General features: G+C 38.7%; 26 protein-coding genes and 2 pseudogenes. 24 read left to right on the top strand and 4 right to left on the bottom strand.

Annotated features, from left to right (window positions below):
• Nucleotides 1-79 precede the first annotated feature (79 nt).
• From cbpB to JCM10991_RS04720, 3 genes are read left to right on the top strand one after another with little or no spacing between them, the layout of a single operon-like run.
• Nucleotides 80-568, top strand: coding sequence for a cyclic-di-AMP-binding protein CbpB (gene cbpB, locus JCM10991_RS04730; RefSeq protein ID WP_023859776.1), 489 nt, complete (start codon nt 80-82; stop codon nt 566-568).
• Between the two features lie 20 nt (nt 569-588).
• Nucleotides 589-1293 carry a 2,3,4,5-tetrahydropyridine-2,6-dicarboxylate N-acetyltransferase gene (gene dapD / locus JCM10991_RS04725; RefSeq protein WP_025020714.1) on the top strand — a complete coding sequence of 235 codons (705 nt, stop codon included), beginning with the start codon at nt 589-591 and terminating at the stop codon, nt 1291-1293.
• Between the two features lie 50 nt (nt 1294-1343).
• Nucleotides 1344-2498 (top strand): N-acetyldiaminopimelate deacetylase, encoded by a 1155-nt coding sequence (locus JCM10991_RS04720; protein ID WP_025020713.1) that lies wholly within the window; start codon nt 1344-1346, stop codon nt 2496-2498.
• Between the two features lie 199 nt (nt 2499-2697).
• Here JCM10991_RS04720 and JCM10991_RS04710 read toward each other — a convergent pair whose 3' ends face one another.
• The gene (locus JCM10991_RS04710; RefSeq protein WP_025020712.1) at nt 2698-3597 is read right to left on the bottom strand and encodes a mechanosensitive ion channel family protein; all 900 of its coding nucleotides are present in this window, start codon (nt 3595-3597) and stop codon (nt 2698-2700) included.
• 176 nt (nt 3598-3773) lie between these two features.
• Between JCM10991_RS04710 and JCM10991_RS04705 the strand changes: the two genes are divergently transcribed.
• The 3 genes from JCM10991_RS04705 to JCM10991_RS04695 all read left to right on the top strand — a co-directional run bounded on the left by JCM10991_RS04705 (nt 3774) and on the right by JCM10991_RS04695 (nt 6678).
• A complete protein-coding gene (locus JCM10991_RS04705) occupies nt 3774-4205 on the top strand; it encodes a DUF948 domain-containing protein (protein ID WP_025020711.1) in 432 nt (143 codons plus the stop codon).
• 27 nt (nt 4206-4232) lie between these two features.
• Nucleotides 4233-4706, top strand: coding sequence for a hypothetical protein (locus JCM10991_RS04700; protein WP_025020710.1), 474 nt, complete (start codon nt 4233-4235; stop codon nt 4704-4706).
• 334 nt (nt 4707-5040) lie between these two features.
• The gene (locus tag JCM10991_RS04695; protein ID WP_025020709.1) at nt 5041-6678 is read left to right on the top strand and encodes a peptide ABC transporter substrate-binding protein; all 1638 of its coding nucleotides are present in this window, start codon (nt 5041-5043) and stop codon (nt 6676-6678) included.
• Nucleotides 6679-6789: 111 nt separating this feature from the next.
• On the opposite strand, the gene JCM10991_RS04690 is transcribed toward JCM10991_RS04695, so the two are convergent.
• Entirely contained in the window at nt 6790-7893 is a 1104-nt protein-coding gene (locus JCM10991_RS04690; RefSeq protein WP_023859769.1) for an aminopeptidase P family protein, read from the bottom strand.
• 247 nt (nt 7894-8140) lie between these two features.
• On the opposite strand from JCM10991_RS04690, the gene ccpA reads away from it, so the two are divergent.
• From ccpA to JCM10991_RS04605, 16 genes and pseudogenes are all read left to right on the top strand, one after another.
• Nucleotides 8141-9142, top strand: coding sequence for a catabolite control protein A (gene ccpA / locus JCM10991_RS04680; RefSeq protein WP_023859768.1), 1002 nt, complete (start codon nt 8141-8143; stop codon nt 9140-9142).
• A gap of 48 nt (nt 9143-9190) precedes the next feature.
• On the top strand, nt 9191-9709 hold the full coding sequence (locus JCM10991_RS04675) for a VanZ family protein (RefSeq protein ID WP_173391358.1): 519 nt from the start codon (nt 9191-9193) through the stop codon (nt 9707-9709).
• Nucleotides 9710-9774: 65 nt separating this feature from the next.
• Nucleotides 9775-10506, top strand: coding sequence for a YebC/PmpR family DNA-binding transcriptional regulator (locus JCM10991_RS04670; RefSeq protein WP_023859766.1), 732 nt, complete (start codon nt 9775-9777; stop codon nt 10504-10506).
• 116 nt (nt 10507-10622) lie between these two features.
• The gene (rbsK, locus tag JCM10991_RS04665) at nt 10623-11546 is read left to right on the top strand and encodes a ribokinase (protein ID WP_025020707.1); all 924 of its coding nucleotides are present in this window, start codon (nt 10623-10625) and stop codon (nt 11544-11546) included.
• A gap of 116 nt (nt 11547-11662) precedes the next feature.
• Nucleotides 11663-12631, top strand: a complete 969-nt coding sequence (gene comGA, locus JCM10991_RS04660; RefSeq protein WP_025020706.1) for a competence type IV pilus ATPase ComGA — start codon at nt 11663-11665, stop codon at nt 12629-12631.
• Complete coding sequence (locus JCM10991_RS04655) at nt 12585-13631, top strand: type II secretion system F family protein (RefSeq protein WP_155889572.1); 1047 nt, start codon at nt 12585-12587, stop codon at nt 13629-13631. The genes comGA and JCM10991_RS04655 overlap by 47 nt, the downstream gene beginning before the upstream one ends.
• Nucleotides 13628-13915, top strand: a complete 288-nt coding sequence (comGC, locus tag JCM10991_RS04650; RefSeq protein WP_023859762.1) for a competence type IV pilus major pilin ComGC — start codon at nt 13628-13630, stop codon at nt 13913-13915. Before JCM10991_RS04655 ends, comGC begins: the two co-directional genes overlap by 4 nt.
• Nucleotides 13905-14348, top strand: coding sequence for a hypothetical protein (locus tag JCM10991_RS04645; RefSeq protein ID WP_025020704.1), 444 nt, complete (start codon nt 13905-13907; stop codon nt 14346-14348). Before comGC ends, JCM10991_RS04645 begins: the two co-directional genes overlap by 11 nt.
• Nucleotides 14329-14577 (top strand): hypothetical protein, encoded by a 249-nt coding sequence (locus JCM10991_RS04640; protein WP_025020703.1) that lies wholly within the window; start codon nt 14329-14331, stop codon nt 14575-14577. The genes JCM10991_RS04645 and JCM10991_RS04640 overlap by 20 nt, the downstream gene beginning before the upstream one ends.
• The gene (locus JCM10991_RS04635) at nt 14549-15013 is read left to right on the top strand and encodes a competence type IV pilus minor pilin ComGF (RefSeq protein WP_023859759.1); all 465 of its coding nucleotides are present in this window, start codon (nt 14549-14551) and stop codon (nt 15011-15013) included. Before JCM10991_RS04640 ends, JCM10991_RS04635 begins: the two co-directional genes overlap by 29 nt.
• Nucleotides 14994-15278: a hypothetical protein gene (locus tag JCM10991_RS12690; protein ID WP_023859758.1), complete on the top strand. Its 285-nt coding sequence runs from the start codon at nt 14994-14996 to the stop codon at nt 15276-15278. Before JCM10991_RS04635 ends, JCM10991_RS12690 begins: the two co-directional genes overlap by 20 nt.
• Before the next feature lie 74 nt (nt 15279-15352).
• On the top strand, nt 15353-16351 hold the full coding sequence (locus JCM10991_RS04625; protein ID WP_025020701.1) for a class I SAM-dependent methyltransferase: 999 nt from the start codon (nt 15353-15355) through the stop codon (nt 16349-16351).
• Nucleotides 16352-16508: 157 nt separating this feature from the next.
• Nucleotides 16509-17878 (top strand): annotated as a pseudogene (locus JCM10991_RS12685) (amino acid permease).
• A 199-nt stretch (nt 17879-18077) separates the two neighbouring features.
• On the top strand, nt 18078-18701 hold the full coding sequence (locus tag JCM10991_RS04615; RefSeq protein ID WP_025020700.1) for a YutD family protein: 624 nt from the start codon (nt 18078-18080) through the stop codon (nt 18699-18701).
• A 14-nt stretch (nt 18702-18715) separates the two neighbouring features.
• A complete protein-coding gene (locus tag JCM10991_RS04610; protein ID WP_025020699.1) occupies nt 18716-19492 on the top strand; it encodes a TIGR01457 family HAD-type hydrolase in 777 nt (258 codons plus the stop codon).
• Nucleotides 19474-20118 (top strand): TIGR01906 family membrane protein, encoded by a 645-nt coding sequence (locus JCM10991_RS04605; protein WP_025020698.1) that lies wholly within the window; start codon nt 19474-19476, stop codon nt 20116-20118. The genes JCM10991_RS04610 and JCM10991_RS04605 overlap by 19 nt, the downstream gene beginning before the upstream one ends.
• A gap of 35 nt (nt 20119-20153) precedes the next feature.
• On the opposite strand, the gene JCM10991_RS04600 is transcribed toward JCM10991_RS04605, so the two are convergent.
• Nucleotides 20154-20801 carry a VTT domain-containing protein gene (locus JCM10991_RS04600; RefSeq protein WP_025020697.1) on the bottom strand — a complete coding sequence of 216 codons (648 nt, stop codon included), beginning with the start codon at nt 20799-20801 and terminating at the stop codon, nt 20154-20156.
• Nucleotides 20802-20874: 73 nt separating this feature from the next.
• A pseudogene (locus tag JCM10991_RS12680) lies at nt 20875-21877 on the bottom strand (NAD(P)/FAD-dependent oxidoreductase).
• Between the two features lie 152 nt (nt 21878-22029).
• Here JCM10991_RS12680 and JCM10991_RS04590 point away from each other — a divergent pair.
• Nucleotides 22030-22611, top strand: a complete 582-nt coding sequence (locus JCM10991_RS04590; RefSeq protein WP_025020696.1) for a peptidylprolyl isomerase — start codon at nt 22030-22032, stop codon at nt 22609-22611.
• A 50-nt stretch (nt 22612-22661) separates the two neighbouring features.
• A complete protein-coding gene (locus tag JCM10991_RS04585) occupies nt 22662-23051 on the top strand; it encodes a CvfD/Ygs/GSP13 family RNA-binding post-transcriptional regulator (RefSeq protein ID WP_023859749.1) in 390 nt (129 codons plus the stop codon).
• Nucleotides 23052-23273 lie beyond the last annotated feature (222 nt).

Here is a 23273-nt window from a genome sequence, read left to right as displayed (position 1 = left end):
TGAAAGACAGATTATATTTTCATGTTGGTTTTTAAAGGCAGATGGCTTACAATAAGAATAGAACCAAGGAGGAAAAGACATGATTGCACAGGCGATTGAGGATTTGTTAGCTTCTAAGCAAACAGATTTCATCATTTCCGCAGACAAAGTAGCCAATGTTCTAGATGAAAATTATTTAGACCATGCTTTACTTGTATTAACAAAGGTTCGTTATGCCAAAATTCCTGTTTTAGATAAGGACCAACACTTTAAAGGTTTACTTTCTCTAGCCATGATTACCGAGAAAATGCTAGGTTTAGAGGGTATTGATCCTAGCGTTTTAAATCAACATCAAGTAAAAGAAGTTATGCAAACAGAGGTACCAATAGTTACAGTTCCGTTTGATTTGGAAAATGTGCTCCATCTTTTGGTGGATCAAGCTTTCTTAGTGGTGGTGGATCAAAATGAGATCTTTAAAGGGATTATCACCCGACGTGAAATCATGAAAGGGGTAAACTATGTAGCGCATAAATTAGAACAGGAATATGAACTTTTCCCTAAAAATTATGGGAAAGCAGAGAACGATTAGGAACCAAAGGAGGAAAAAATGTGGCTAAATTAGATGCACATGAAATTATTCAAACCATTGCACAAGCAGAAAAAACAACACCAGTTAAAGTATTTTTGAAGGGGGATTTGGCAGGACTCGAAGTTCCAGCTCAAATCGATGCGTACTTGAATGACAAGACGGGTGTGATTTTTGGTGATTGGAAAGAGGTAGAAGCTTTCCTAAAAGAAGCCGGGATTACGGAATACCGGGTGGAAAATGATGGGCGCAATACTGGGGTGCCAATGATTGATAAAAAGAAATTCAACGCTCGGATTGAACCCGGTGCAATTATTCGTGATCAAGTTGAAATTGGCGATAATGCTGTTATCATGATGGGAGCCGTAATTAACATTGGGGCCGAAATTGGTGAGGGTACCATGATTGATATGGGTGCAATTTTAGGTGGTCGTGCCTTAGTGGGCAAGCATTGCCATATCGGAGCTGGAACAGTCTTAGCTGGGGTGGTTGAACCCCCTTCTGCACAACCGGTAACGATTGAAGATGATGTTTTAATCGGGGCCAATGCCGTGGTCTTAGAAGGTGTCCGTATTGGTAAAGGGGCGATTGTAGGGGCCGGTTCAGTGGTTACCAAAGACGTTGCTCCTGGGACTGTGGTTGCTGGTTCACCAGCCAAGGTAATTAAAGAAGCCAAGGATGTTGAAGACGGTAAAAAAGAAATCGTTGATGATTTACGCCAACTTTAATTAGGGTGAAAGCGAGACTTGTTCTCGCTTTTTTGAAAGAGGGGAACTAGATGCCATTATCAGAAAAACAATTAATTGAAATTAGGCGGAACTTACACCAAATTCCTGAAATTGGAATGGAAGAGTTTGAAACTAGTACGCAATTACGTGAATACATTAGTCGGATGCCGCAAGATTTCTTACAAGTAAAGACTTGGAAAACAGCTACGCTTGTTCGTGTGCAAGGAAAAAATCAAAGCAAAACTATCGGTTACCGTACAGATATTGATGGATTACCGGTTACTGAACAAACGGGCTTACCTTTTGCTTCCAAACATGTGGGGCGAATGCATGCTTGTGGGCATGATATTCATATGACGGTTGCCTTAGGGGTTTTATCCTACTTTGCGGAAAATCAACCAGCATGTAATTTACTTTTCTTATTCCAGCCTTCAGAAGAAATTTTGAGTGGGGGGATGCAGGTCTACCAAAGTGGAGTTATGGATGAATGGATGCCCGATGAAATTTATGCCTTTCATGATAATCCGCAGTTACCAGCCGGGACGATTGGTTGTCGGCAAGGAACTTTATTTGCAGGAACTTGTGAAATCCATGCAACTTTTATTGGAAAAAGTGGTCACGCAGCCTTTCCGCATCAGGCGAATGACATGGTTGTAGCAGGAGCAGCTTTTGTCAACCAAATTCAAACCATTGTCAGTCGTAATGTTGATCCGATTCAATCGGGCGTGGTGACTTTAGGTCACTTTGAAGCGGGGACAACGGGGAACGTAATTGCTGGACAATGTCAAATTGATGGGACGATTCGGGCTTTAACTCAAGAAAATAATCTCTTAATTCAAAAGCGGGTGCGACAAATTGCGGAAGGTATTGCCCAAGCCTTTGATTGTGAGGTAAAATTGGAACTCAACCAAGGTGGTTATTATCCTGTTGAAAATAATGACCATACGACCAAGGCTTTCATGGATTATATGCAAGCTAACGACCAGGTAGACTTTGTAGAAACAGCACCCGCTATGACAGGGGAAGATTTTGGCTACCTTTTATCTAAAATTCCGGGAACCATGTTTTGGGTAGGTGTCGAAAGTCCTTATTCACTTCACTCAGAATTTTTATCACCTAAAGAGGAAGCCATTCAAAAGGCTGTAACTACAATTGTAGGTTATTTAGAGCACCGCCAAAAAGACGTTTTTACAGCGACATACTAGGAAAGAATAAGAAAATTATCATGAAATTAAGTCATAAAAGCAATGCCAAACAAATTGATTTAGAAATAGGGGATGCAGTTTTGATTACAGCTAGTGCTTGTTTTTTTACAGCGTTGACCCTTATGAGTGCTTGGCGACATTTTAATCATAAATAGGAAAAATCCCAACCATGATTTCGCACATGGTTGGGATTTTTGCTTTATTTGGGTGCACTAGGAGCGGCCACTGCAGGAATCTTAAAGCCGGCTTGTTGGAGGGCTTCCAGATAATGAGCCAGATAAGTTCTTTGGATATTGTATTGAGCCCCGTTTTTAGTGTAAATTAAGACTTGGTAGGTTAAGCGCCCATTACCAGCATCAACCGCCCCGAGCAAGGTGGGACCTTGGGTGATATCCTTAGCAAAAGTTTTTGCTAGCTTGGTGTTGACACCTTCCAGAACCTTTTCCATGTCGGTAATACTTTGAGTAGTATCGAGGGGGATGGTTACCAAAGCTCGCATATCGCTGCGAGAAAGGTTGGAAACAATGGTGATATTACGATTGGGGATATAGTGCATGGTTCCATCATAGTCTAAAACCTGAGTAGTCCGTAAACCAACGGCGTAGACAGTCCCCGAAACGGTCCCGATTTTAACTTCATCACCAACAGAAAGTTGTTGTTCTAAAAGGATAAATCCCCCAGTAATCATGTCAGTAATAAAGCCTTGAGCCCCTAAACCAATGGCTACTGAGAAAATCGAAGCTCCAGCTACTAAGGTGGCCACTGGAACCCCTAAAGTTGAAAGAACAGCGTAAATATAGAGAAAAACCATAGCATAGTGGAAGATATTACGCAAGAGTGTATGGATAGTTTCTGCTTTGTTTTGTTCCATGATGGTAACTTTGTGGGCATGGTTAAAACTACGGTCGATAATTTTCTTCCCGATAGAATTAACGATTAGGAAGATAAAAGAAATAAAGATGATTAAAATGGTGGTGGTTACCACCTTACTAAAAAGGCTATCCCAGTCAATACTATTGAGATAGCGAGTTAATAGGTTGGTTTGCTTAGAGACTTGCCGATCTAAGACATTTTCTTTAGCAATAAAAAAGTGAGTCATGACGTTCCTTTCTAGATAATAAATTATTTCCTGTTCATTATAGCATTTTTCCTTAGTATTCTGCTGTAAAATTATTTGGGAAAAGTTTAAGAAAGTTTAGAAAGCGTTTTTTTCGTGGAAGATAAGGGATTTTTATGCTATCCTTAAGTTAAAATAGTAAGTAAGGGGAGATATTTGTGACGATAACATTTGGTCAATTAGCGGGGTTGATAGCTGCTTTAGCTTTCTTAATTTTGGTGCTCTTTACTTGTTTGTTATTAGTGAAGACTACGAAAACGGTCGAAGAACTAACTAAAACTGTCCAAGTTTTGACAAAGGGAACAGAAGAGTTAACAGAGGATGTGGATCAGTTATTGATACAAACCAATAAATTGATGGGAGATATTAATGATAAGTCAGCTAAGGTAGATCCTTTATTTACAACTATTGGTGAGGTGGGTGAGAGTCTCTCCGAGTTAAATACTGCTACCCGGAACACTTTTGAAAAAGTAAGTTCCACGACCAGTCGTTTTAGGACAGCGCAAAAAGCATTTAAAACTGTGCAAGTGGTTAATCGAATTTATCAAAAACACCAAGCTAAAAAGGTGCAAAAGGAAGTTTCTAAGTAAGAGGCTGAATAGAAAGGAAGAATAAGTATGGGAAAAAAGACATTATTAGCAGGTTTAGGTTTAGTTGCCGGGACAGCCTTTGCGATTTCTAAGACTTTAACGGAAGAAAGACGTGAAAAAATCGCGATCAAGGTTGATCAAATGATTCTTGATGGGCGGGAAAAGGCCTTGAAATACGATCGTTATTTACATGATTTTTTGCTAGAAAATCAAGAGGGCTTTCAACCAATGAAAGAACGTGTTTTCCAAACGGCAGACAGTTTGAAAAATAATGATGTCGTCAATGAAGCATTAGATTCCCTTAAACAGGCTACGAGTGACCTAAAAGAAAGGTTAACTAGCTCCAGGGAAAAAATTGAAAATGAAGAATTTTTAGCTGAAGATGAAGCAGAAGCTGATACAGATATTGTGATTGATAACCGCTCAGCTTTTAGCGAAGCCAAGGAAAGTGCCGATTTTGAGTTTGAACACCCAACCGAAACTTTCTATCCTCATGCTTAAAGCGATGAAATCCCGCCTTGAAATCGGCGGAATTTTTCTTTACTAAGAAAAAGTAAAAAAACTTATTGACAAAAAGTAACCAGAGGCTTATATTTAAGCTATCAAGAAAGAAAGGAAGTTTGTTTTTTATGTTGAAGACGCAGAAAAATGTTAACATGATGGCAGTTCAAGCATGTTGTATGTGTACAACATGTTCTCTTTGCGTACAAAAACGAAAACAAACTTGCTTAACCTGAACTGACATCAGACCCTAATTATCAGTAAAGAAGTTTAGAAGGCCCTTGTTTTCGTGAAGAAGACAAGGGCCTTTTTAGATTTTTAAGGAGTGGTTTTTATGAAGAAAAGTAAAGTTTTATCCCTTGCTGTGGCCCTATTAGCTGGAGTAACGTTAGTAGCTTGCGGAAAACAGAATAAGACAGGTAGTGCGGATAAACAAGTCCTCAAACTAAGCGCAACTGCACCTTTAGATACGATCGACATCTCTAAGGCGACCGGGTATGGACAAACTGGGAATGTTTTTGAAAGTTTTTATCGTTTGGGTGAAGACGGAAAACCCACAGCTGGTTTGGCTAAGAGTGGGCAAGTTTCCAAGGATGGTTTAACATGGACCTTTAAGTTGCGGGAGGCTAACTGGAGTAATGGAGATCAAATCACGGCCCAGGATTTTGTTTATTCTTGGCAGAGAACCATAAACCCTAAAACCAAGTCACCATACTCATATTTGTTTAGTGGAATAAAAAATGCTGATGATATTGTCGCTGGTAAGAAAAAGTCAAGTGAGCTAGGGATAAGTGCTCCAGATAAGCGCACCGTGGTAGTTACTCTAGAGAAGCCAATTGCCTATTTCAAGGTCTTGATGGCTTATCCATTATTTGGACCACAAAATCAAAAAGTAGTGGAAAAGTATGGTAAAAAGTATGCGACTAAGTCTCAATATATGGTCTACTCAGGTCCTTTCAAGATTACTAAGTGGAATGGAACTTCTAACAAGTGGTCTTTTGTTAAAAATAATCAGTATTGGGATAAAAATAAGGTTAAGCTAAACAAGATTAACTACACCGTAGTTGAAAATACTAACACTGGTTACCAACTTTACCAACAAAATAAATTAGATTTGACGCCGCTTTCCAGTCAACAAGTTAAAAACTTGAAGAATAGTGACCAATTTAAGTCCTATCCGTACTCTTATGTGGCTTTCTTAGCTTACAATTTTAACGATGAAAATGAAACTAATCGTAAAGCTTTAAATAACGTTAATATTCGCAAGGCATTGTCTTTAGCTTTAGACCGGAAAACTTTAACTAAAAAGGTCTTTGGGGATGGTTCTTCCGTACCATTGGGTTTTGTGGCAACTGGTCTAGCGACAAATGAGGATAATGGTCAAGATTTTGCCAAAGAACAGGTGGTAAAAGATACTGTTGATTACAACACAAAATTAGCTAAGCAATACTGGCAAAAGGGATTAGAGGAAACGGGTTTAAAAGAGTTGAAGTTTAATATTTTAGCTTCCAACGATAATGCCAACAATGATGCATTGACTCAATATCTTCAATCCCAATACACTAAAGTTTTACCAGGATTGACGGTTGAAGTGACTAATATTCCCGGTAACAGTGCGACTACCCGTGCGCGTCAAGGTGATTTTGATATCTATGTTTCTGGTTGGGGTGGGGATTTTAATGACCCAATTACATTCCTGCAAATTATGACATCTGGTACGTCATATAACTATGGTAAGTATGAAAGTCAAGCTTATAATGACTTAATTGCCAAAGCCACAAATGCAGATGCTAATGATAAGGCAGCGCGTTGGAATGACTTGGTGCAAGCGGCCAAAATTATTAACCAAGAACAAGGGGTAACACCATTATACCAACAGACTACAGCCTACATGCAAAAGAGTCATGTTAAGGGAATTATCCACAACACGGCTGGTACTCAATGGAACTACAAATACACTTACATTAAGTAAAGCGTAGATAAAAGCAGTTGAACTGTGGATAAATCAAAAAGACTACGAACTATTTCAAGATTCGTAGTCTTTTTTTGTAGATATCGCTATGGATAACTTTTTAATGCTGAATTATTTGAGAGGTAAAGTTAATAATTCCTTGGAAGAGTGGGTGAAAGCTTCACTACCATTAGCGGTGACGCAGACACAGTCTTCAATCCGGACGCCGGCGTAACCTGGAATGTAAATACCTGGTTCAATGGAGAAACACATACCCGGTTGCAATTCCATGTTATTACCTTCCATAATTGAAGGAAATTCGTGGTCACTTTGCCCCATCCCATGGCCTAAACGGTGAATAAAGTACTGACCGTAACCCGCTTTTTCAATCACATCCCGTGCAATTTTATCTAATTCGGCAGCGGTTATGCCAGGTTTAACAGCATCTTGAGCTTTTAATTGGGCTTCAAGACAAACTTGGTATATTTCTTTGAGTTTATCGTCGATTGTTCCAAAGGCCACTGTCCGTGAAGCATCGGAAACGTAACCTTGGTAAACTGTTCCCAAATCAAACAAGGTTAATTCATTTGGTCGGATGAGGTCAGCCTTAGGGGCACCGTGAGGATCAGCGGCATTGGCTCCACTTTGGATAATAGTATCAAAACTCATGTGTAAGATACCTTTCTTTTTTAAGGCGTATTCGATTTCAGCGACCACATCTTGTTCCGTAGCTTGTGTTGAGAGAGCCTTGAAACCAACTTCGAAGGCGAAATCAGCCCACTTGCCGGCTTCGCGTAAAAGTTTTAATTCGTCTTCATTTTTGAAAAGTCGTTCTTGTTCGATGACAGGGGTCAAGTTGCCATTGAAACTTGCTTGGGGAAATTGTTGACGCAAGTTTTCAAAACGATCGAGGGTTAAGTTATCTTTTTCTAAAGCCCATTTTTGAGGGGTGATGCCGGTGGCTAAGATGTGATTCTTAATTAAGGCATAAGGGTTTTCGTGGTCAAGATAGCCGTAAACAGGGAAAGGCCACCCACTGGCCTTGGCAGCTTCGACTTCGAGAGCTGGCGCAAATAAGAAAGGCTCGTGGTCAGGGAAAACCAAGAGAGCCAAGGTTCTTTCAATCGGATCGCTACCAAAACCACTGAGGTATTCGACAGTTTTGAAATTACTAATGTAAGCTAAGTCGTAATTATTTTGGCTTAGCCAGGTTTGGATTGCCTTAAGGTGAGACATAAAATCATCCTTTCAATTAATCAATTCTTCTTTATTATAACACTTAAAAGCAGTAGTTAAGCTGAAAATTAAAATTTACCAAGAGAAATATAAATAAAAATTTAAAGAAAAGATTTTCAAAATTAAAAGTGAAAGAAAATGAAAATAGTTTTTTGAAACGCTTGCATTTTTCCGCGGATTTTGCTAAATTAAATATGGTTCAAGGTGAAAATGAAATGAAAAAACAAGAAAAGTAAAGGAGAAAATCATGAAAAAACAAACAATTACAATTTATGATGTGGCACGTGAAGCGGGTGTTTCTATGGCAACGGTTTCCCGCGTCGTTAATGGTAACCCTAATGTTAAGCCTGCAACCCGCAAGAAGGTTATGGAAGTTATTGATAAGCTTGATTATCGGCCTAATGCCGTAGCGCGTGGGTTAGCAAGTAAGAAGACTACAACGGTTGGAGTGATTATTCCGGACGTTACCAACGTTTACTTCTCATCATTGGCTCGTGGGATTGATGATGTGGCTACTATGTACAAGTACAACATTATTTTAGCTAACTCTGACGGTAATGCTCAAAAAGAAGTGCAAGTATTAAATACCTTATTAGCGAAGCAAGTTGACGGGATTATTTTCATGGGTAACAACCTTACCCCTGAATTGCGGGAACAAATCAATCGTTCTCGTACGCCAGTGGTTTTAGCAGGTTCAGTCGATCCCGAAAATGAATTAGAAAGTGTCCACATTGATTATGTGGCAGCTGTTAAGGAAGCGGTTAGTGATTTAATTCGTCGCGGAAACGAACGTGTAGCCTTTGTTTCTGGTCCTTTGAGTGATGCCATTAATGGCCAATATCGTTTAGAAGGATATAAACAAGCCTTGAAAGAAAATGACCTAGTTTTTGATGTAGACTTAGTCTTTGAAACAGATTCGAATTATCGGGCTGGTGAAATGTTAGCACCTGCTTTACAAGCTATGTCAGCAAGTGCTGCCTATGTATCTGATGACGAATTAGCTGCAGGGGTTTTAAACGGAGCTAAGGATGCCGGGGTTAAAATTCCAGAAGAATTTGAAGTAGTAACAAGTAATAACTCCAAGTTAACAGAGATTGTGCGACCACAAATGTCCTCCATTACGCAACCACTTTACGATATTGGGGCCGTAGCGATGCGCTTCTTGACCAAGATGATGAACGATGAAGAAGTGGAACAAAGAACTATTGAATTACCATATGGTTTTATTAAACGTTCTTCAACTAAATAAAGTTTAAAAGCTGGGCATCCCAGCTTTTTTCTTAGGAAGGAATTGATGATGATGCAAAAATTTAAACGTCCAGACACCTTTATTTGGTTAGCTTTCATAATGATGGTGTTGCTATTTTACTCTTCTTCACAGACTTACCAAGAACAAACTTCAGTTCCAACTCTGCAACGTTGGCTAGTTGATAAGCCTTTCGAAAGTCTGTTAAGTAGGATTTCTTTTACCTATGCGGGTAGCGAAGTGAGTGTTGCTCATCTAGGCTATTTTAAGTTTTGTGAGTTCATTATCCGTAAAGGAGCGCATTTTGGAACTTATTTTATTTTGGGCTTATCCTGGTACTGGGGCTTAAAGCCGCGAATTAAAGATACTTGGTTAGTGATGGTTGTAGCAGAGTTGACGACTTTGGGGTATGCAGCTTTTGACGAGTTTCACCAAATGCTGACCGGAGATCGGACCCCGCTTTTTCAAGATGTGATGTTAGACGGCAGTGGCGCTTTAACCGGGATTATCCTTACCATTTTACTCTACGCCTGGTGGAAAAAATCTCACGGGCATGTATTGAAAAAGTAGTAATTGTTTGCTAAGATGGTAGGTGGCATATTGCCGAATTGAAATATTGGAAAGAGGTATTTATCATGTCAGGACATTCAAAATGGCATAACATTCAAGGGCGTAAGAACGCTCAAGATGCAAAACGCGGAAAAATTTTCCAAAAATTATCACGAGACATTTACATGGCTGCAAAGAGTGGTGGTCCTGACCCAGACTCCAATCCACAATTGCGGTTAATGATGGATAAAGCTCGTGCAGCTAACATGCCTAAGGACAACATTAAACGTGCCTTAGATAAGGCCACAGGTGCAGGCGGTGCTAATTACGAAGAAATCACTTACGAAGGATATGGTCCAGCTGGGGTAGCCATCTTGGTTCACACTTTAACTGACAACCGTAACCGGACGGTTTCTTCTGTGAAGGCTGCTTTCAGCCGTAATGGTGGTAACTTGGCAGAATCAGGTTCTGTTTCCTTTATGTTTGATCGTCGTGGTTACATCGCCATCGCACGTGAAGACTTAGATGTGGATGAAGACCAAATGTTAGATGATGTTTTAGAAGCTGGTGCGGAAGATTTACAAACTTCTGATGAAGTCTTTGAAATTTACACTGAAGTTGCTGACTTCGAAGCTGTGCGTGATGCTTTACAAGCTAAGTACGATTTAGACAATGCGGAAATCACCATGGTACCACAAAATACAGTGCCAGTTCCTGCTGACAAGGTAGAACAATTACAACGTTTGATTGATCGTTTGGAAGAAGACGATGATGTTTCTGAAGTTTTCACTTCAGCAGATTTCCCAGATGAAGATTAATTGAAACCTAAGTGAGACTTACTTAAGAGTCTCGCTTTTTTGTAGCATAATTTTGTATGATACGGTAAAATTAAAGTTATTAAAAGCTTTTACGTTAAATTAGTGGAGGGTCTTAGATGGTAAATAAGGTTACAGTATTGGGAAGTTTGAATGTTGACACAATTTTAAAAATCAAACGGTTGCCACAGCCGGGGGAAACGATGGCGATGGAGGCTAAAAAAAATGCTGGCGGTGGTAAGGGTTCTAATCAAGCCGTAGCAGCTAGTCGGTTAGGAGCACAAACTAGCTTCATTGGTAAAGTGGGTAATGATGAAAATGGACGTTTTATGCAGGAAATTTTAACTACTGCTCAGGTTGATACGCAATATGTTTCAGTTTCTGAAGATAAGGCGACAGGGCAAGCCTTTATTCTTTTGCAAGCGAGTGGTGAAAATAGTATTATCATTGACGGAGGCTCGAACCAAGCTATTACAACTGATGATATCTACCAGGCACAAACTAAGATTGAAGCAGCGGATTTCTTAGTGACGCAATTCGAAACACCATTGGAAAGTGCAACTTTGGCGTTTGAAATAGCCAAAAAAGCTGGTGTAACGACAATTTTGAATCCGGCTCCAGCCCAAGAAGCTCCCCAGACTTTATTGGCTAATGTAGATTTGATTGCTCCTAATGAAACAGAGGCAGAAATTTTAACCGGTATTAAAGTTGTTGATGCTCAAAGTCAACATCAAGCTGCTAAAAAGCTTCAAGCTAAAGGGGTAAAAAATGTGATTATTACTTTAGGCTCGCGGGGAGCTTACTACCTAACAGCCAATCAAAAAGAAGGTTTGGTTCCGGCCTTCAAAGTGCAAGCGGTCGATACAACGGCAGCTGGCGATACTTTCTTAGGAGCCCTAAGTTCTCAACTGAAACCAGATTTTTCAAATATTGAAGAAGCAATTTTATTTGCTAACCAAGCCTCCGCGCTAGCAGTTCAAAAGTTAGGTGCAGTTCCATCTATCCCAACTTTTACAGAAGTTAGTGCACAATTAAACCAATAAGTATCTACAACGTCAGAAGAAAATTCTGGCGTTTTTTTATATGGCCAAAAATTTTGCGACTTTTTTGTCAAAAAATAATTTTTTTTGCGTATTTAATATATAGAGGGGGATTTTTTATGCAAACAAAATTAAAGGCCATCATGGATGCTGCCATCTTACATAAAGCAAGTGATATTTACATTTGGCCAGCTAGTCAGGACTACCAAGTCTCTTTACGGGTACTCAATGAACGTTTGGAGTTGAAACGTCTTTCTTTTACTGAGGGACAGATGCTAATCAACTTTTTAAAATTTCAGGCCAATATGAGCTTAAGTGAGAAACGTCGTCCGCAATTAGGGTCTTGGCATTATCTTTATCAAAATCAAACATTCTATTGTCGCTTGTCCAGTGTAGGTGATTTTTTAGGCAAGGAATCGCTGGTTATTCGAGTTTTGTATCATGAAGAGGGACTCTTACGTGGTTACTTCTTCCCAAACCAATTAACAAAAATTGAGCAAGAGTCACGAAAACGTGGTTTGATTTTATTTGCGGGGCCGATGGGATCGGGAAAAACGACCACCATGTATCATGTGGCAAAGCAGTTTGGCGAGCAGTATGTTCTATGTATTGAAGATCCAATTGAAATGTATGAACCTAATTTTTTACAATTACAGGTCAATAAGAAAGCTCAAATGGGTTATCCTGAATTATTGAAATTGGCTTTGCGTCACCGTCCGGATATTTTTATTATTGGTGAAATTCGTGATGGGAAAACTGCTCAGGTGGCTTTAAATGCAGCTTTGAGTGGACATTTAGTTTTATCAACCGTGCATGCTCAAAGTGTTTATGGTGTCTGGGAAAGATTGCGTAGCCTTGGAGTTGATGCTGAATTATTACGTCAAGGTTTACAGATGATTAATTATCAACGTTTGTTACCTACTAAAGATGGTCAGCAAAAAGTTTTATTTGATCAATTAAAAATGGAAGATATCAAGGCACATGGTAAAACGAAAGTTATGACAGAAAAATGGGGGGATAATCTTGCAAAATGTTATCAAAATGGTTGGATTAGTAGAGAAATTTGGCAAAAGTATCAGGCGGGATAAGTTTCGTTGGTCAGCCCGTCAGCAAGCCGATTTTTTTCAACTTTTGGGTCAATTACTAGAGACTGGTTTTTCTTTACAAGAAGCACTATTAGCCAGTAAGGAGATGCTCCCGCGTCAAGCAGAGGATATTATTTTGATTATCGATGATGTCAGTCAAGGCCAAATTCTCAGTCGTAGTTTGAAGGCCTATGTCGGAACCGTAATTTTTTATCAATTACAAATTGCTGAGCAACACGGACGTTTAGAGGAAAGTGTCATCCAAATTGGAAAGTTGTTAGGACGAAATGTCGAGCAAAAAGCAAAGTTACAAGGTTTGTTACTCTATCCGATAATTTTGGGGATTTTGTTAGTGATTATTTTGGCTGTGATCCATTTGTGGGTCAAACCAGCTTTACAACAAATTGGACCTCAACAGATGTTATTTAGCCAACGATTTCATCAACTTATTTCTGGAATTGCTTTACTGATAGTAATGCTGATTTTAGCCTATTTTGTCAAAATTTATTTGTGGTGGAAAAAGCAACCTAAACTTGACCGCCACCTTTGGTATAGTCAATTACCCTTAGTGGGAAAAGTTTACTGCCAGTATAGTTATTATTATTTAGCTTTTAATTTAGCTCTGATGCTGAAAAGTGGGATGGACTTTCGACAAATCTGTAACTTGTTATTGCGATTCGACCAGCACAGTCTTTTATATCAATTAGGTCAGCAGTTTGAAAGTTGGTTAAATAACGGTCAGGAATTGGCGGGCTTCGTGCAGAAGTATCCGTTTATTCCTCCAGAATTTGCTCTTTTTTTTCAAGAGGGACTTACCCAGGAAAACTTAAGTGGGCAGTTAATGATTTTTGCGGAGCTTTCTTATCAACGTTTATTAAAAAGAGTGGATCGGATTTTGAATTTGATTCAGCCACTTTTGTTTGTTGTTATTGCGGTGATTATTGTTTTAACTTACGCTTCAATTTTAATTCCGATGTATCACAATTTAGGAGGATTACAATGAAAAAAATATCGAAAAAAATGTCTGCTTTTACTTTGATTGAAATGGCAATAGTCCTATTTATTATTAGTTTGTTGTTGTTATTGGTGATTCCTAATATTAGTCATCAAAAAGATCATGCTAATAAGGTGAATATGCAGGCTTTAAATCAACAATTTAGTACGCAAAAGCAACTTTATGAAGAGGAACATCCAACTGCAACGAATGTCACGGTCAAGCAATTGGTTGATGAGCAATATTTGACTTCGGAACAGGGGGAAAAGTTAACGGGTAGTCATGCAGAATAATAAAATAATAGCATTTACCTTAATAGAGAGCGTTTTAGTTTTGGTAATTTCGACTATAGTTCTGACGCTAGGAGTAATTTGGGGACCGGCGTGTTTACAAGCGGTACAAGAGCGAAATTTTTGGATTACGTTTGACCGTCAGTGGCGGATGGTAATGATTGAAGCTAATCGTTATGATGAGCAAGTAAAAATTGATTTTTCACATATTTCTAACCATAGTAGGGTTATTTTTACTTTTGAAAAAAGTAATAAGGTTACTAAACTTGATTACCCACCACAGTTGCAAAATGCACGTAACGTTGAAGCTGTTTATCGCAAGGGCGGAGGGTTAAAAATGCAAAAAGTAATGATAAAAAATATGCGCACAAAACAAGTTTATACTTTGGTGCCACAGATTGGAGTAGGGGGTAAATATGTTATACAGAAACAATAGTGGATTTTTATTGTGGGATACCTGTGCTGCTTTATTGTTGATAAGTGTGGCAATTGGCTTGTTATTTTCTAATCAAGCTTATTTGCAAGCGGAGAAAAACTACGTTGATCAGAGAGGACATGACTATCAAGAATTGGTTAATTTAAGTAAGGAGGCTTGGTTGAAAAATAATGATCGGGCGGTCAAAGAGGTAAATTACCATGGTATTCAAATTTGTCAAGAAAATTAGTGGTTTTACTTTGGTCGAGACTATGACTGCCTTGCTAATTACGGCAGTTAGTGTGATTTTGATTTTGGGAGCATTAACTTTAGTGACCCGTAATCAGCGACACCAAGAAAAGAGTCACCAAATGGATTTTGAACAATTTACTACCATTTTGTATGGGGATGGTCTCGATTTAGCTTACCAAAATCAAGATTTAAGTCAAGGGAGAGTTAATTTTTATAGTCAAAAGGACCATCAATTTTATACTTTACGTTATCAAAGACAGAAACTGTGGTTATTGAAAAATGGAAGAGGTTATATGCCCCTGATTTATGATGTTGATGATTTTCAAATAAATTATGATCCCGTCCAATTTCGGCTACATTTAAAGGTGAAAGTGTGTGGTTCAGTCTATGAAGAAACGGTGGTGATGCCCAAGTATGAGACGGTTGAGGGGTAACATTTTATATAGCGCAGTTTTGATTTTAGGCTTATTTGCCCTAGTTTTTGCTGGACAAACAGTCGTTTATCAAGCGGAAATTAGGGCCAAACAAGCGATTATCCAAGAAGATAAGGCGTTGGTTCTTTACAATCTAGCTCGGCAAAATAACATAGCTAATCAAGTTCAGCTGAAGTTCAATATAGGAACGGTTGAACGTCAAGGTGATAAGTATCTGGTAACATTGAAAAATAAGCGACGTTTTACCTATACAGTACCGCAGTAAGTTAAGTAACTTGAATTTTAGCAGTGAAATCGTTAAACTTAACAAGGAAATTAAATGATTGTGAGGTAAGTGAAGTGGGATTGAAGGAAGTTGAGAAAATCTATCAGCCGATTATTGAAACTGTGGATATTTTACAGGCAGATACGCAGGTCGATTATTTTGATGCTTTAATCGAAACAATGGATAACTTATTAACAGGAGAAGTACAGGTTGAAGCGGGTTATCCTAGTGTTGAGGTTCAGGCACAATTAAAGGAAAAATATGCCACAATTGACTTAGATGCATTGGATAAGCGCGATGCCCGGTTGTTGATGCAGCTATTATTACTTCAAGGCTATCGGGTGGAAAAAATTCAAGCCAATCATCAAATGACACCCGATACTATCGGAATCTTAGTGGCATATTTGATTGAAAAAATCGTTGCTTTGCCTGCTCAAGCGAAAATCTTAGATTTAGGAGTGGGAACTGCCAACCTTTTAGTAACGGTTTTGAATCAATTGAAAAATTCCAATCTACACGGTTATGGGGTCGATAATGATGATACCTTATTAACTTTGGCAAGTATTATGGTGAACTTAACCAAGGCTCCCGTTGAGCTCTTCCACCAAGATGCGATGGACCCTATTTTGGTGAATGAGGCTGACCTTGTAATTGGAGACTTTCCTGTGGGTTACTACCCTATTGATGAAAAAGTTAAGGGGATGGAAACAGCCGCTCAAGAAGGACATTCTTATGCGCACCATTTAATGATAGAAAAAGCTGTCACACAAATGAAAGCGGGTGCTTGGGGGATATTTGTATTACCTGCGGGACTCTTTGAATCCAAGCAAGCCAAACTTTTGTTGAATTATGTGCAAGAACATGCCTATCTTCAAGGAATGTTGAACCTACCCCAAGAGCTTTTCCAAGACAAAGCTGCGCAAAAGGCGATTTTGATCTTACAAAAGAAGGGGGGTCAAAGCAAACAGGGGCAACCAATTCTTTTGGGAAGTTTTCCAAGTTTGAAAGATAATCGAGCTTTTAACCAATTTTTAGCACAAATTGATGCTTGGAAACAAGCTAATTTTAAATAAAAATTTTTTCTGAGGCTTCAAAAAAATGGAGTCTCTTTTTTAAGAATTTAGGTGAATATAATTCAACAAAAGATGAAATTGTTGAATTTTACTTTATTTAAAAAATAATTTACAATAAAAATTGTGGATTGAATATGTAACTTTCAAAGGAGATAATATGACTGAAAAAAGTAAAACAAAAAAAGGTTATCAAAGGGGACTGAAGAGTCGCCATATTCAACTGATAGCTCTGGGGGGAACGATTGGGACAGGACTTTTCTTGGGTTCAGGGAAATCTATTCATTTGGCAGGTCCGTCAATTATTCTCGCATATCTTTTGACTGGAGGAGTTTGTTTTCTTTTAATGCGGGCAATGGGAGAACTCTTGTTGTCAGATTTGGAAAGCCATTCCTTCATTGATTTTATTGCACGCTACCTAGGCCAAGACATCGGGGTTGTTGCCGGATGGACTTACTGGATTTGTTGGATTACAATTGCCATGGCGGATGTGACTGCCACGGGAATGTACATGCAATATTGGTTTCCACAGATGCCCCGTTGGCTCACGGTTTAATTGTTATCTTGATTATGTTGCTTTTGAACATGATTGCGGTTGGACTATTCGGAGAAACTGAATTTTGGTTTGCTCTGATTAAAGTAGTTGCAATTTTAATCTTGATTGCCATTGGAATTGTCTTGGTTATGATGCACTATCCAACCCCACATGGCCATGCTAGCATTAATAATTTATTTCAAAATGGGGGTTTTTTCCCAAAAGGCTTTAAGGGATTTTTTATGTCCTTCCAAATGGTAACCTTTGGTTTTATTGGAATCGAAACCATCGGAGTGATGGCCTCAGAAACGCAAGATCCTAAGCGGGTAATTCCTAAAGCTATTAATGAAATTCCTGCGCGGATTATCTTGTTTTATGTAGGCTCCTTAACCGCCTTAATGTGTATTTATCCGTGGAATCAAATTTCTATGAGTCAAAGTCCGTTTGTACAAGTTTTCCAAGATATTGGAATATTGGCAGCGGCTGGAATTATTAATTTTGTGGTCTTTACGGCGGCAGCTTCAGCGGTTAATTCTTCGCTTTTTACAACGGGACGGATGATGTTTACCTTGAATTATCGGCGGAAAGGGAAGTTTGCTAAGCAGATGAGTACTTTGTCGAAGACCAGTGTACCGGCGAATGGTTTGATTTTCTCGGCGGTAATTATCGCTGTGACAGTTTTGATGGAAGTAGTCGTGCCAAGTGCTTCAACGGTCTTTACCTTTATTTCAAGTGTGGCAACAACTTGTTTTCTTTTTATTTGGGGGGCTATTATGGTGGCGCATCTTCGTTACCGGCGTGAACTCAAACAAAAGCAAGAAACAGTGGGAAAATTCCGCTTACCACTTTATCCACTAGCTAACTACTTAGTAATAGCCTTTCTAATTATGGTAGGGATCGTGATGTGTTTGGAAAAGACCACTCTAGTTGCTTTGGTTGCAGCTATGATTTGGTTTGTAGTCAGTTTTATTTTGGTTAAGGTGAAAAAAGTATAGTAGTAAAATAAGCTAGGAGAAGTTTTATAAGTTAAAAGCCTTAAGAAATTACGTTTTGAAAATGTTGATTTCTTAAGGCTTTTTACCATAATCATTTCTTTAAATTAATCAGAAATGCTAGTTATTTCCCAATCTCTTTTTTGTTGGGTGTGGTAAAATTAAAGAAGATTATGAATATGTAACGTAAAGGAGGGGTAATGTGAATGATTATCGCCGTCAAAGAAGAGAAGAACAATTGGCGCGAAAAGCTGAAACTATCAAGGCTTTTGCAAGTGATGTGATTGTTAAATCGGAGGAAGAAATTGAAATTGATGGCCATCCATATATTTTATTAAAGAATTACCGTGATGGCTTTCAGGTGGAAAAATTAAAGGAACGTTTTAGCCAAATTTTAACTAAGTATGATTACATTGTGGGAGATTGGGGCTATGACCAGCTCCGGTTACGGGGATTTTATGCTAGTGGCAGTAAGAAAGGTTTTCCTAGTCAAAGTATAGACCGTTTAGAAGAGTACCTGATGGAGTACTGTAATTTTGGTTGTGCTTACTTTGTACTGCATAATTTAGAAGTACAAAAACCCGAACCAATTCCAGCTGGACTCAAACGGAAGAATAAAATTAAGAAATCAGAACGGCGTCGTAATCCGCGGCCTAAGAATCTTAGTGTGAAGAAGCGACGAAAAAATCAGTTTTGGGAAGAAAGTGCTTATGATGGACGTAAGAAGAAACGTCAAAATAAGAAACTCAAAGCAGTATCTGTGAATAGTGAACGAAAGATGAATAATAAGGGCCGGCACTTTACTATTCGACAAAAAGAGAATTAAGTGAGGATAGATTTGTGAAGAAATACCAAGGATATTTAATTGATTTAGATGGGACAGTATACCGGGGTAAGGAGAAGATTCCAGCAGCTAAGCGCTTTATTGAACGTTTACAGGCGCAAAAGGTTCCTTTTATGTTTTTAACCAATAATAGTACCAAAGAACCGGAGGATGTGGTTGCTAATTTACGGGATAATTTCGATATTCATGTAGGTGTCGAAAATGTTTTTACTACGGCTTTAGCGACGGCAGAGTATGTTGCTTCTTTGGATGTTAACAAACGGACAGTTTACCCTATTGGAGAATTGGGCTTAAAACAAGCTTTATTGAACAAGGGTTTTATCTTTGAAGAAAAAAATCCTGATTATGTGGTGGTGGGTTTAGACTCCGATGTAACTTACCATAAGTTCGAGCTAGCTACATTAGCTATTAAGCGGGGAGCGAAGTTTATCGGTACAAATGCGGACACTAACCTCCCAAATGAACGAGGGTTAGTACCTGGGGCAGGTTCACTGATTGCTTTAGTTGAATGTGCCGTCCAACATAAGGCGACTTATGTTGGAAAACCAGAGAAGACGATTATGGAAATGGCTTTGCGAAAAATGAATATGTCTGCAGATGAAGTTGTGATGGTTGGTGATAATTATATGACTGATATTAAAGCGGGGATTAACTCGGGGATTGATACGCTTTTGGTTTACACAGGGGTTTCGACTAAAGAACAAGTTGCCCAAAAAAATATCAAACCAACCCACGAAGTTGATAGTTTAGATCAATGGAAAATCTTAAATTAAGCAGTATTTATCTAAGCGAGTGGGGGCAACGTTTGAGTGTCCTTTTGACGATGCTTACGGGAGCAATGCTAGTAACAATTAACTTTACACCTTTGTATGGACTTTTTTTATGGGGACAAAATCTTGGTATGTTGGTGGGGGAGAGTAATGCCGCTTTGTGGGATGATTATCACCACCTTTTGGCCTATCTAGAGTATCCATGGGTGCGGAGTTTAGAGATGAACCTCCCCTCGTCTTACGCTGCTCTCCAACATTATCAGGATGTCAAAGGTTGGTTTTTAGTAACCTGGATAGTTTTTATTATTAGTTTACCAGTCACAGTGCGTTATTTGCGAAAGTTAAAGCAACAAAAAAGGATATGGACTTTACAAAGGTTTATTCAGATTACGATCACTATCCTAATGGGGTTGTTTGTTTTAATGGGTTTAAATTTTAATCGTTTTTTTATTACCTTCCACCAACTATTTTTTCCGGGGAAAACTAATTGGTTGTTTGATCCGCAAAATGACCCGATGATATTGGCGTTACCGGAGCTTTTTTTTGCAACTGCCTTTGGCTTGTGTTTACTTTTATTAGCTGGTCAGATGTATCTATTGTATTTCTTAGGTAAAAGAGAATTACGCTAAAAAAGACGTTTCATAGTGAAACGTCTTTTGGTGTTTTAGGCTTTCTTAGCAGAGAGCTTGGCTTTTAGAGCTGCAACTAAGGCAGGAATTAAAGAAATCACGATAATCGCAATGATGATTACGGAGAAGTGTTCTTTGACAAATGGGAAGTTTCCAAAGAAGTGTCCCCCGCCGCAACAAAGAGTAACCCATAGTGTGGCAGCTAAAATATTGTGGCGTACAAAGTGTTGGTATTTGTAACCGCTAGCTCCAGCAACAAACGGTGCGAAGGTTCTAATGATAGGCATGAAACGAGCCAGAATGATAGACATACCACCGTGCTTTTCAAAGAAAGCTTCGGTTCGATCAATATTTTCTTGTTTGATTAATTTTCCGAAGAATTTGTGCTTGGTGATGGCAGTCCCTACTTTACGCCCGATAAAGAAATTTAAGGAATCACCTAAAACAGGTGCTAACCAAAAGAGAACTACAAAAATCCAAATATTAAGATTGTAGTTAGGGTTAGCGGCTAGGGCGGCAGCGGCGAATAGGAGGGAATCCCCGGGTAAGAAAGGGAGGATGACCGCTCCGGTTTCAACGAAGATGATTAGAAATAGGAAAAAGTAAGTCCAATCACCAAAATTATTGACAATATCAACCAAGTGTGCATCAATGTGCAAAACAAAGTCGATGAAAAAAGTAATATATTCCATGTTAATCCTCTTTACGCTTGATTATATTTTCAAGGGCTAGTATATCAAAAGTTTTAAACCTTTCCTAGCATTTTTGGTCTTTTTTAAATTGTTTTATTAATTGGGTACTGTGAGCGGGTTGTCGCTTCTCGGGATAGACGTGAAGGAGGGCGTTATTAACAGCGTTAGGTGCTTCACCAAAGCCCGTTGCAATTAAGGCTACTTTACCTTTTTGGTAGGCACCGTCTCCGATGGCGTAAATACCAGGGATGTTAGTCTCTTGACTAGAGTTAACTGCGATGGCACGGTTGGCGGTAGTTAGTCCCCAATTTTCGATTTGCTTGTTACTAGAAGAAAAACCGTAATTAACCAAGAGATAGTCTACGGATAGCTCTTTATTTTCTTCGCTACGCGCCTTTGTTAAAGTAAGGTTCAATTTATCTTGGCTTTTGTTTAGAGCAGTAATGTTATATGGCGTTTGGAAGTGCGTAGCTGTTGCTTGTAACTTTGCTAGGTTCCCTTCCAGGGCGCGGAATTTATCGCGACGGTGGATGAGGTGCAATTCTTTAGCTAGTGGTTCAATCTCTAAGGCCCAATCAATTGCAGAATCACCACCGCCAGCGATGGCGACGACTTTATCTTTAAAAATATTAAGATCATCAACAAAGTAACGAAGTTGTTGACCCTCGAAAGTTTGTGCATTATCAATTTTTAAACGGCGGGGTTCAAAGGCCCCAATACCAGTAGCGATAATGATACTCTTGGAGTAGCGTTTCTTTTTTGAAGTTACTAATTCAAATCCAGCTGATGTTTGTTTAATCTCTAAAACTGTTTCATTAAGATGTATGTCAGGTGCGAAATCGTTAACTTGTTTTTGAAGATTGGCGATTAAATCAGTCCCGCTAATTGTAGTAGGCGGGAATATCATAAATTTTTTTAGCGGGGAAAAGGGTAGCAACTTGTCCACCGAGTTGGCCTAGGCTTTCGATGATTTGAACCTTAGCTAGACGCATGCGCGCGTAAGTCGCCGCAAACATACCTACGGGGCCACCGCCGATAATAGTGATATCATAATATTCTTGAGACATGGGTTAATCCTTTCTTTAATTAAGTAAATTCAAAATTAAGCCTACCATAAAAACCGAAAAAAATGTAGAAATTGGTCTGAGAAAAAAGAGAAATATGTTAAGGTGTGGTATAATATTTTTCTAGAGAGAAAATATAGAAGTGAGGAAAAGAAATGTCATATCCACAACTTGATTTGGAAAATGTTTCCGGTCCAGTCGCAGAAATTAAAACTAATTACGGTATGATTACCGTGCAATTGTTTGCAGAACAAGCACCTAAAACTGTAGAAAACTTTGTTGAATTAGCTAAGCAGGGTTATTATGATGAGGTAATTTTCCATCGTATTATTAAAGATTTTATGATTCAAGGTGGCGATCCAACCGGTACCGGAATGGGTGGTCAAAGTATTTGGGGCGCCCCATTTGAAGACGAATTTTCAAATGAATTATTTAATTTACGGGGCGCTTTATCCATGGCTAATGCGGGTCCTGGTACCAATGGGAGCCAATTTTTTATCGTCCAAAATGAAAACTTTCCAGCAGACATGGTTGGTCAAATGCAAGCTGCGGGATATCCAGAAGAAATCGTGACAGCTTACAAACAAGGTGGTACACCATGGTTGGATCACCGGCACACAGTTTTTGGGCAAGTAGTTGTCGGTATGGATGTTGTGGACAAAATCGCCAAAGTGGAAACTGGGATGCAAGACAAACCAGTTGAAGATGTGGTTATTGAAGGAATCACAATTAAGTAAATAAAAGCGGCGTATTAGACGCCGCTTTTTATTAAAGAGGAGGAATTAGCATGATTTATAAAATTGGGATGGTTTTAGAAGGCAAGGTGACAGGGATTCAACCTTATGGGGCTTTTGTAACGCTTGATGAACATACACAAGGACTAATTCATATTTCAGAATGCCACCATGGGTATGTTGAAAAAATTAGTGAGTATTTGAAAATTGGTCAAAAAGTCAAGGTGATGATTATTGATATTGATGAATACACGCAAAAAATTTCGTTATCAATTCGTTGCTTAGAAAGAGGATTTGATTTTTCGCATGCTGGTGAACGTGCGCGTTATCAACATAAGAAATTTTGGACCAACAAAAAGGTGCAAGAGGGATTTAATCCAATTGCTAAGAATTTGAATCGTTGGGTAGAAGCGGCCCTAGTAGATATTGAAGCAGGTAAATAATTTTTTTAAAAAAGTTCTTGACCTTTTTTGCTCAGCTTGATAAGATATTATTTGTCGCCGAGAGCGATAGAAAAAGCGAAAGTTTAAAAAGTGTTTGACATTTTTTAAATGATTGCTATAATATAGAAGTTGTTTCGCAATATTTCTTAAAATATCGACTTAAAAAAGCTTGACAGTTTTTATAGGAGTTGCTATTATATAGAAGTTGCGATAATTAATCGA

The sequence above is a fragment of the Ligilactobacillus equi DSM 15833 = JCM 10991 genome (assembly GCF_000615765.1).
In the GTDB taxonomy this organism is placed as follows: domain Bacteria; phylum Bacillota; class Bacilli; order Lactobacillales; family Lactobacillaceae; genus Ligilactobacillus; species Ligilactobacillus equi.
Note: the sequence above shows the minus strand (reverse complement) of the source record. Positions and strands in the feature narration are given on the sequence as shown.

Coding starts and splice junctions, on each gene's coding strand:
- JCM10991_RS04590 (WP_025020696.1), top strand. CDS start 22,030: ATGTCATATCCACAACTTGATTTGGAAAATGTTTCCGGTCCAGTCGCA.
- JCM10991_RS04690 (WP_023859769.1), bottom strand. CDS start 7,893: ATGTCTCACCTTAAGGCAATCCAAACCTGGCTAAGCCAAAATAATTAC.
- JCM10991_RS04675 (WP_173391358.1), top strand. CDS start 9,191: ATGATGCAAAAATTTAAACGTCCAGACACCTTTATTTGGTTAGCTTTC.
- JCM10991_RS04670 (WP_023859766.1), top strand. CDS start 9,775: ATGTCAGGACATTCAAAATGGCATAACATTCAAGGGCGTAAGAACGCT.
- JCM10991_RS04635 (WP_023859759.1), top strand. CDS start 14,549: ATGGTATTCAAATTTGTCAAGAAAATTAGTGGTTTTACTTTGGTCGAG.
- JCM10991_RS12690 (WP_023859758.1), top strand. CDS start 14,994: ATGAGACGGTTGAGGGGTAACATTTTATATAGCGCAGTTTTGATTTTA.
- JCM10991_RS04700 (WP_025020710.1), top strand. CDS start 4,233: ATGGGAAAAAAGACATTATTAGCAGGTTTAGGTTTAGTTGCCGGGACA.
- JCM10991_RS04720 (WP_025020713.1), top strand. CDS start 1,344: ATGCCATTATCAGAAAAACAATTAATTGAAATTAGGCGGAACTTACAC.
- JCM10991_RS04585 (WP_023859749.1), top strand. CDS start 22,662: ATGATTTATAAAATTGGGATGGTTTTAGAAGGCAAGGTGACAGGGATT.
- JCM10991_RS04645 (WP_025020704.1), top strand. CDS start 13,905: ATGCAGAATAATAAAATAATAGCATTTACCTTAATAGAGAGCGTTTTA.
- JCM10991_RS04655 (WP_155889572.1), top strand. CDS start 12,585: ATGGTTGGATTAGTAGAGAAATTTGGCAAAAGTATCAGGCGGGATAAG.
- ccpA (WP_023859768.1), top strand. CDS start 8,141: ATGAAAAAACAAACAATTACAATTTATGATGTGGCACGTGAAGCGGGT.
- JCM10991_RS04710 (WP_025020712.1), bottom strand. CDS start 3,597: ATGACTCACTTTTTTATTGCTAAAGAAAATGTCTTAGATCGGCAAGTC.
- rbsK (WP_025020707.1), top strand. CDS start 10,623: ATGGTAAATAAGGTTACAGTATTGGGAAGTTTGAATGTTGACACAATT.
- JCM10991_RS04640 (WP_025020703.1), top strand. CDS start 14,329: ATGTTATACAGAAACAATAGTGGATTTTTATTGTGGGATACCTGTGCT.
- cbpB (WP_023859776.1), top strand. CDS start 80: ATGATTGCACAGGCGATTGAGGATTTGTTAGCTTCTAAGCAAACAGAT.
- JCM10991_RS04605 (WP_025020698.1), top strand. CDS start 19,474: ATGGAAAATCTTAAATTAAGCAGTATTTATCTAAGCGAGTGGGGGCAA.
- comGC (WP_023859762.1), top strand. CDS start 13,628: ATGAAAAAAATATCGAAAAAAATGTCTGCTTTTACTTTGATTGAAATG.
- comGA (WP_025020706.1), top strand. CDS start 11,663: ATGCAAACAAAATTAAAGGCCATCATGGATGCTGCCATCTTACATAAA.
- JCM10991_RS04695 (WP_025020709.1), top strand. CDS start 5,041: ATGAAGAAAAGTAAAGTTTTATCCCTTGCTGTGGCCCTATTAGCTGGA.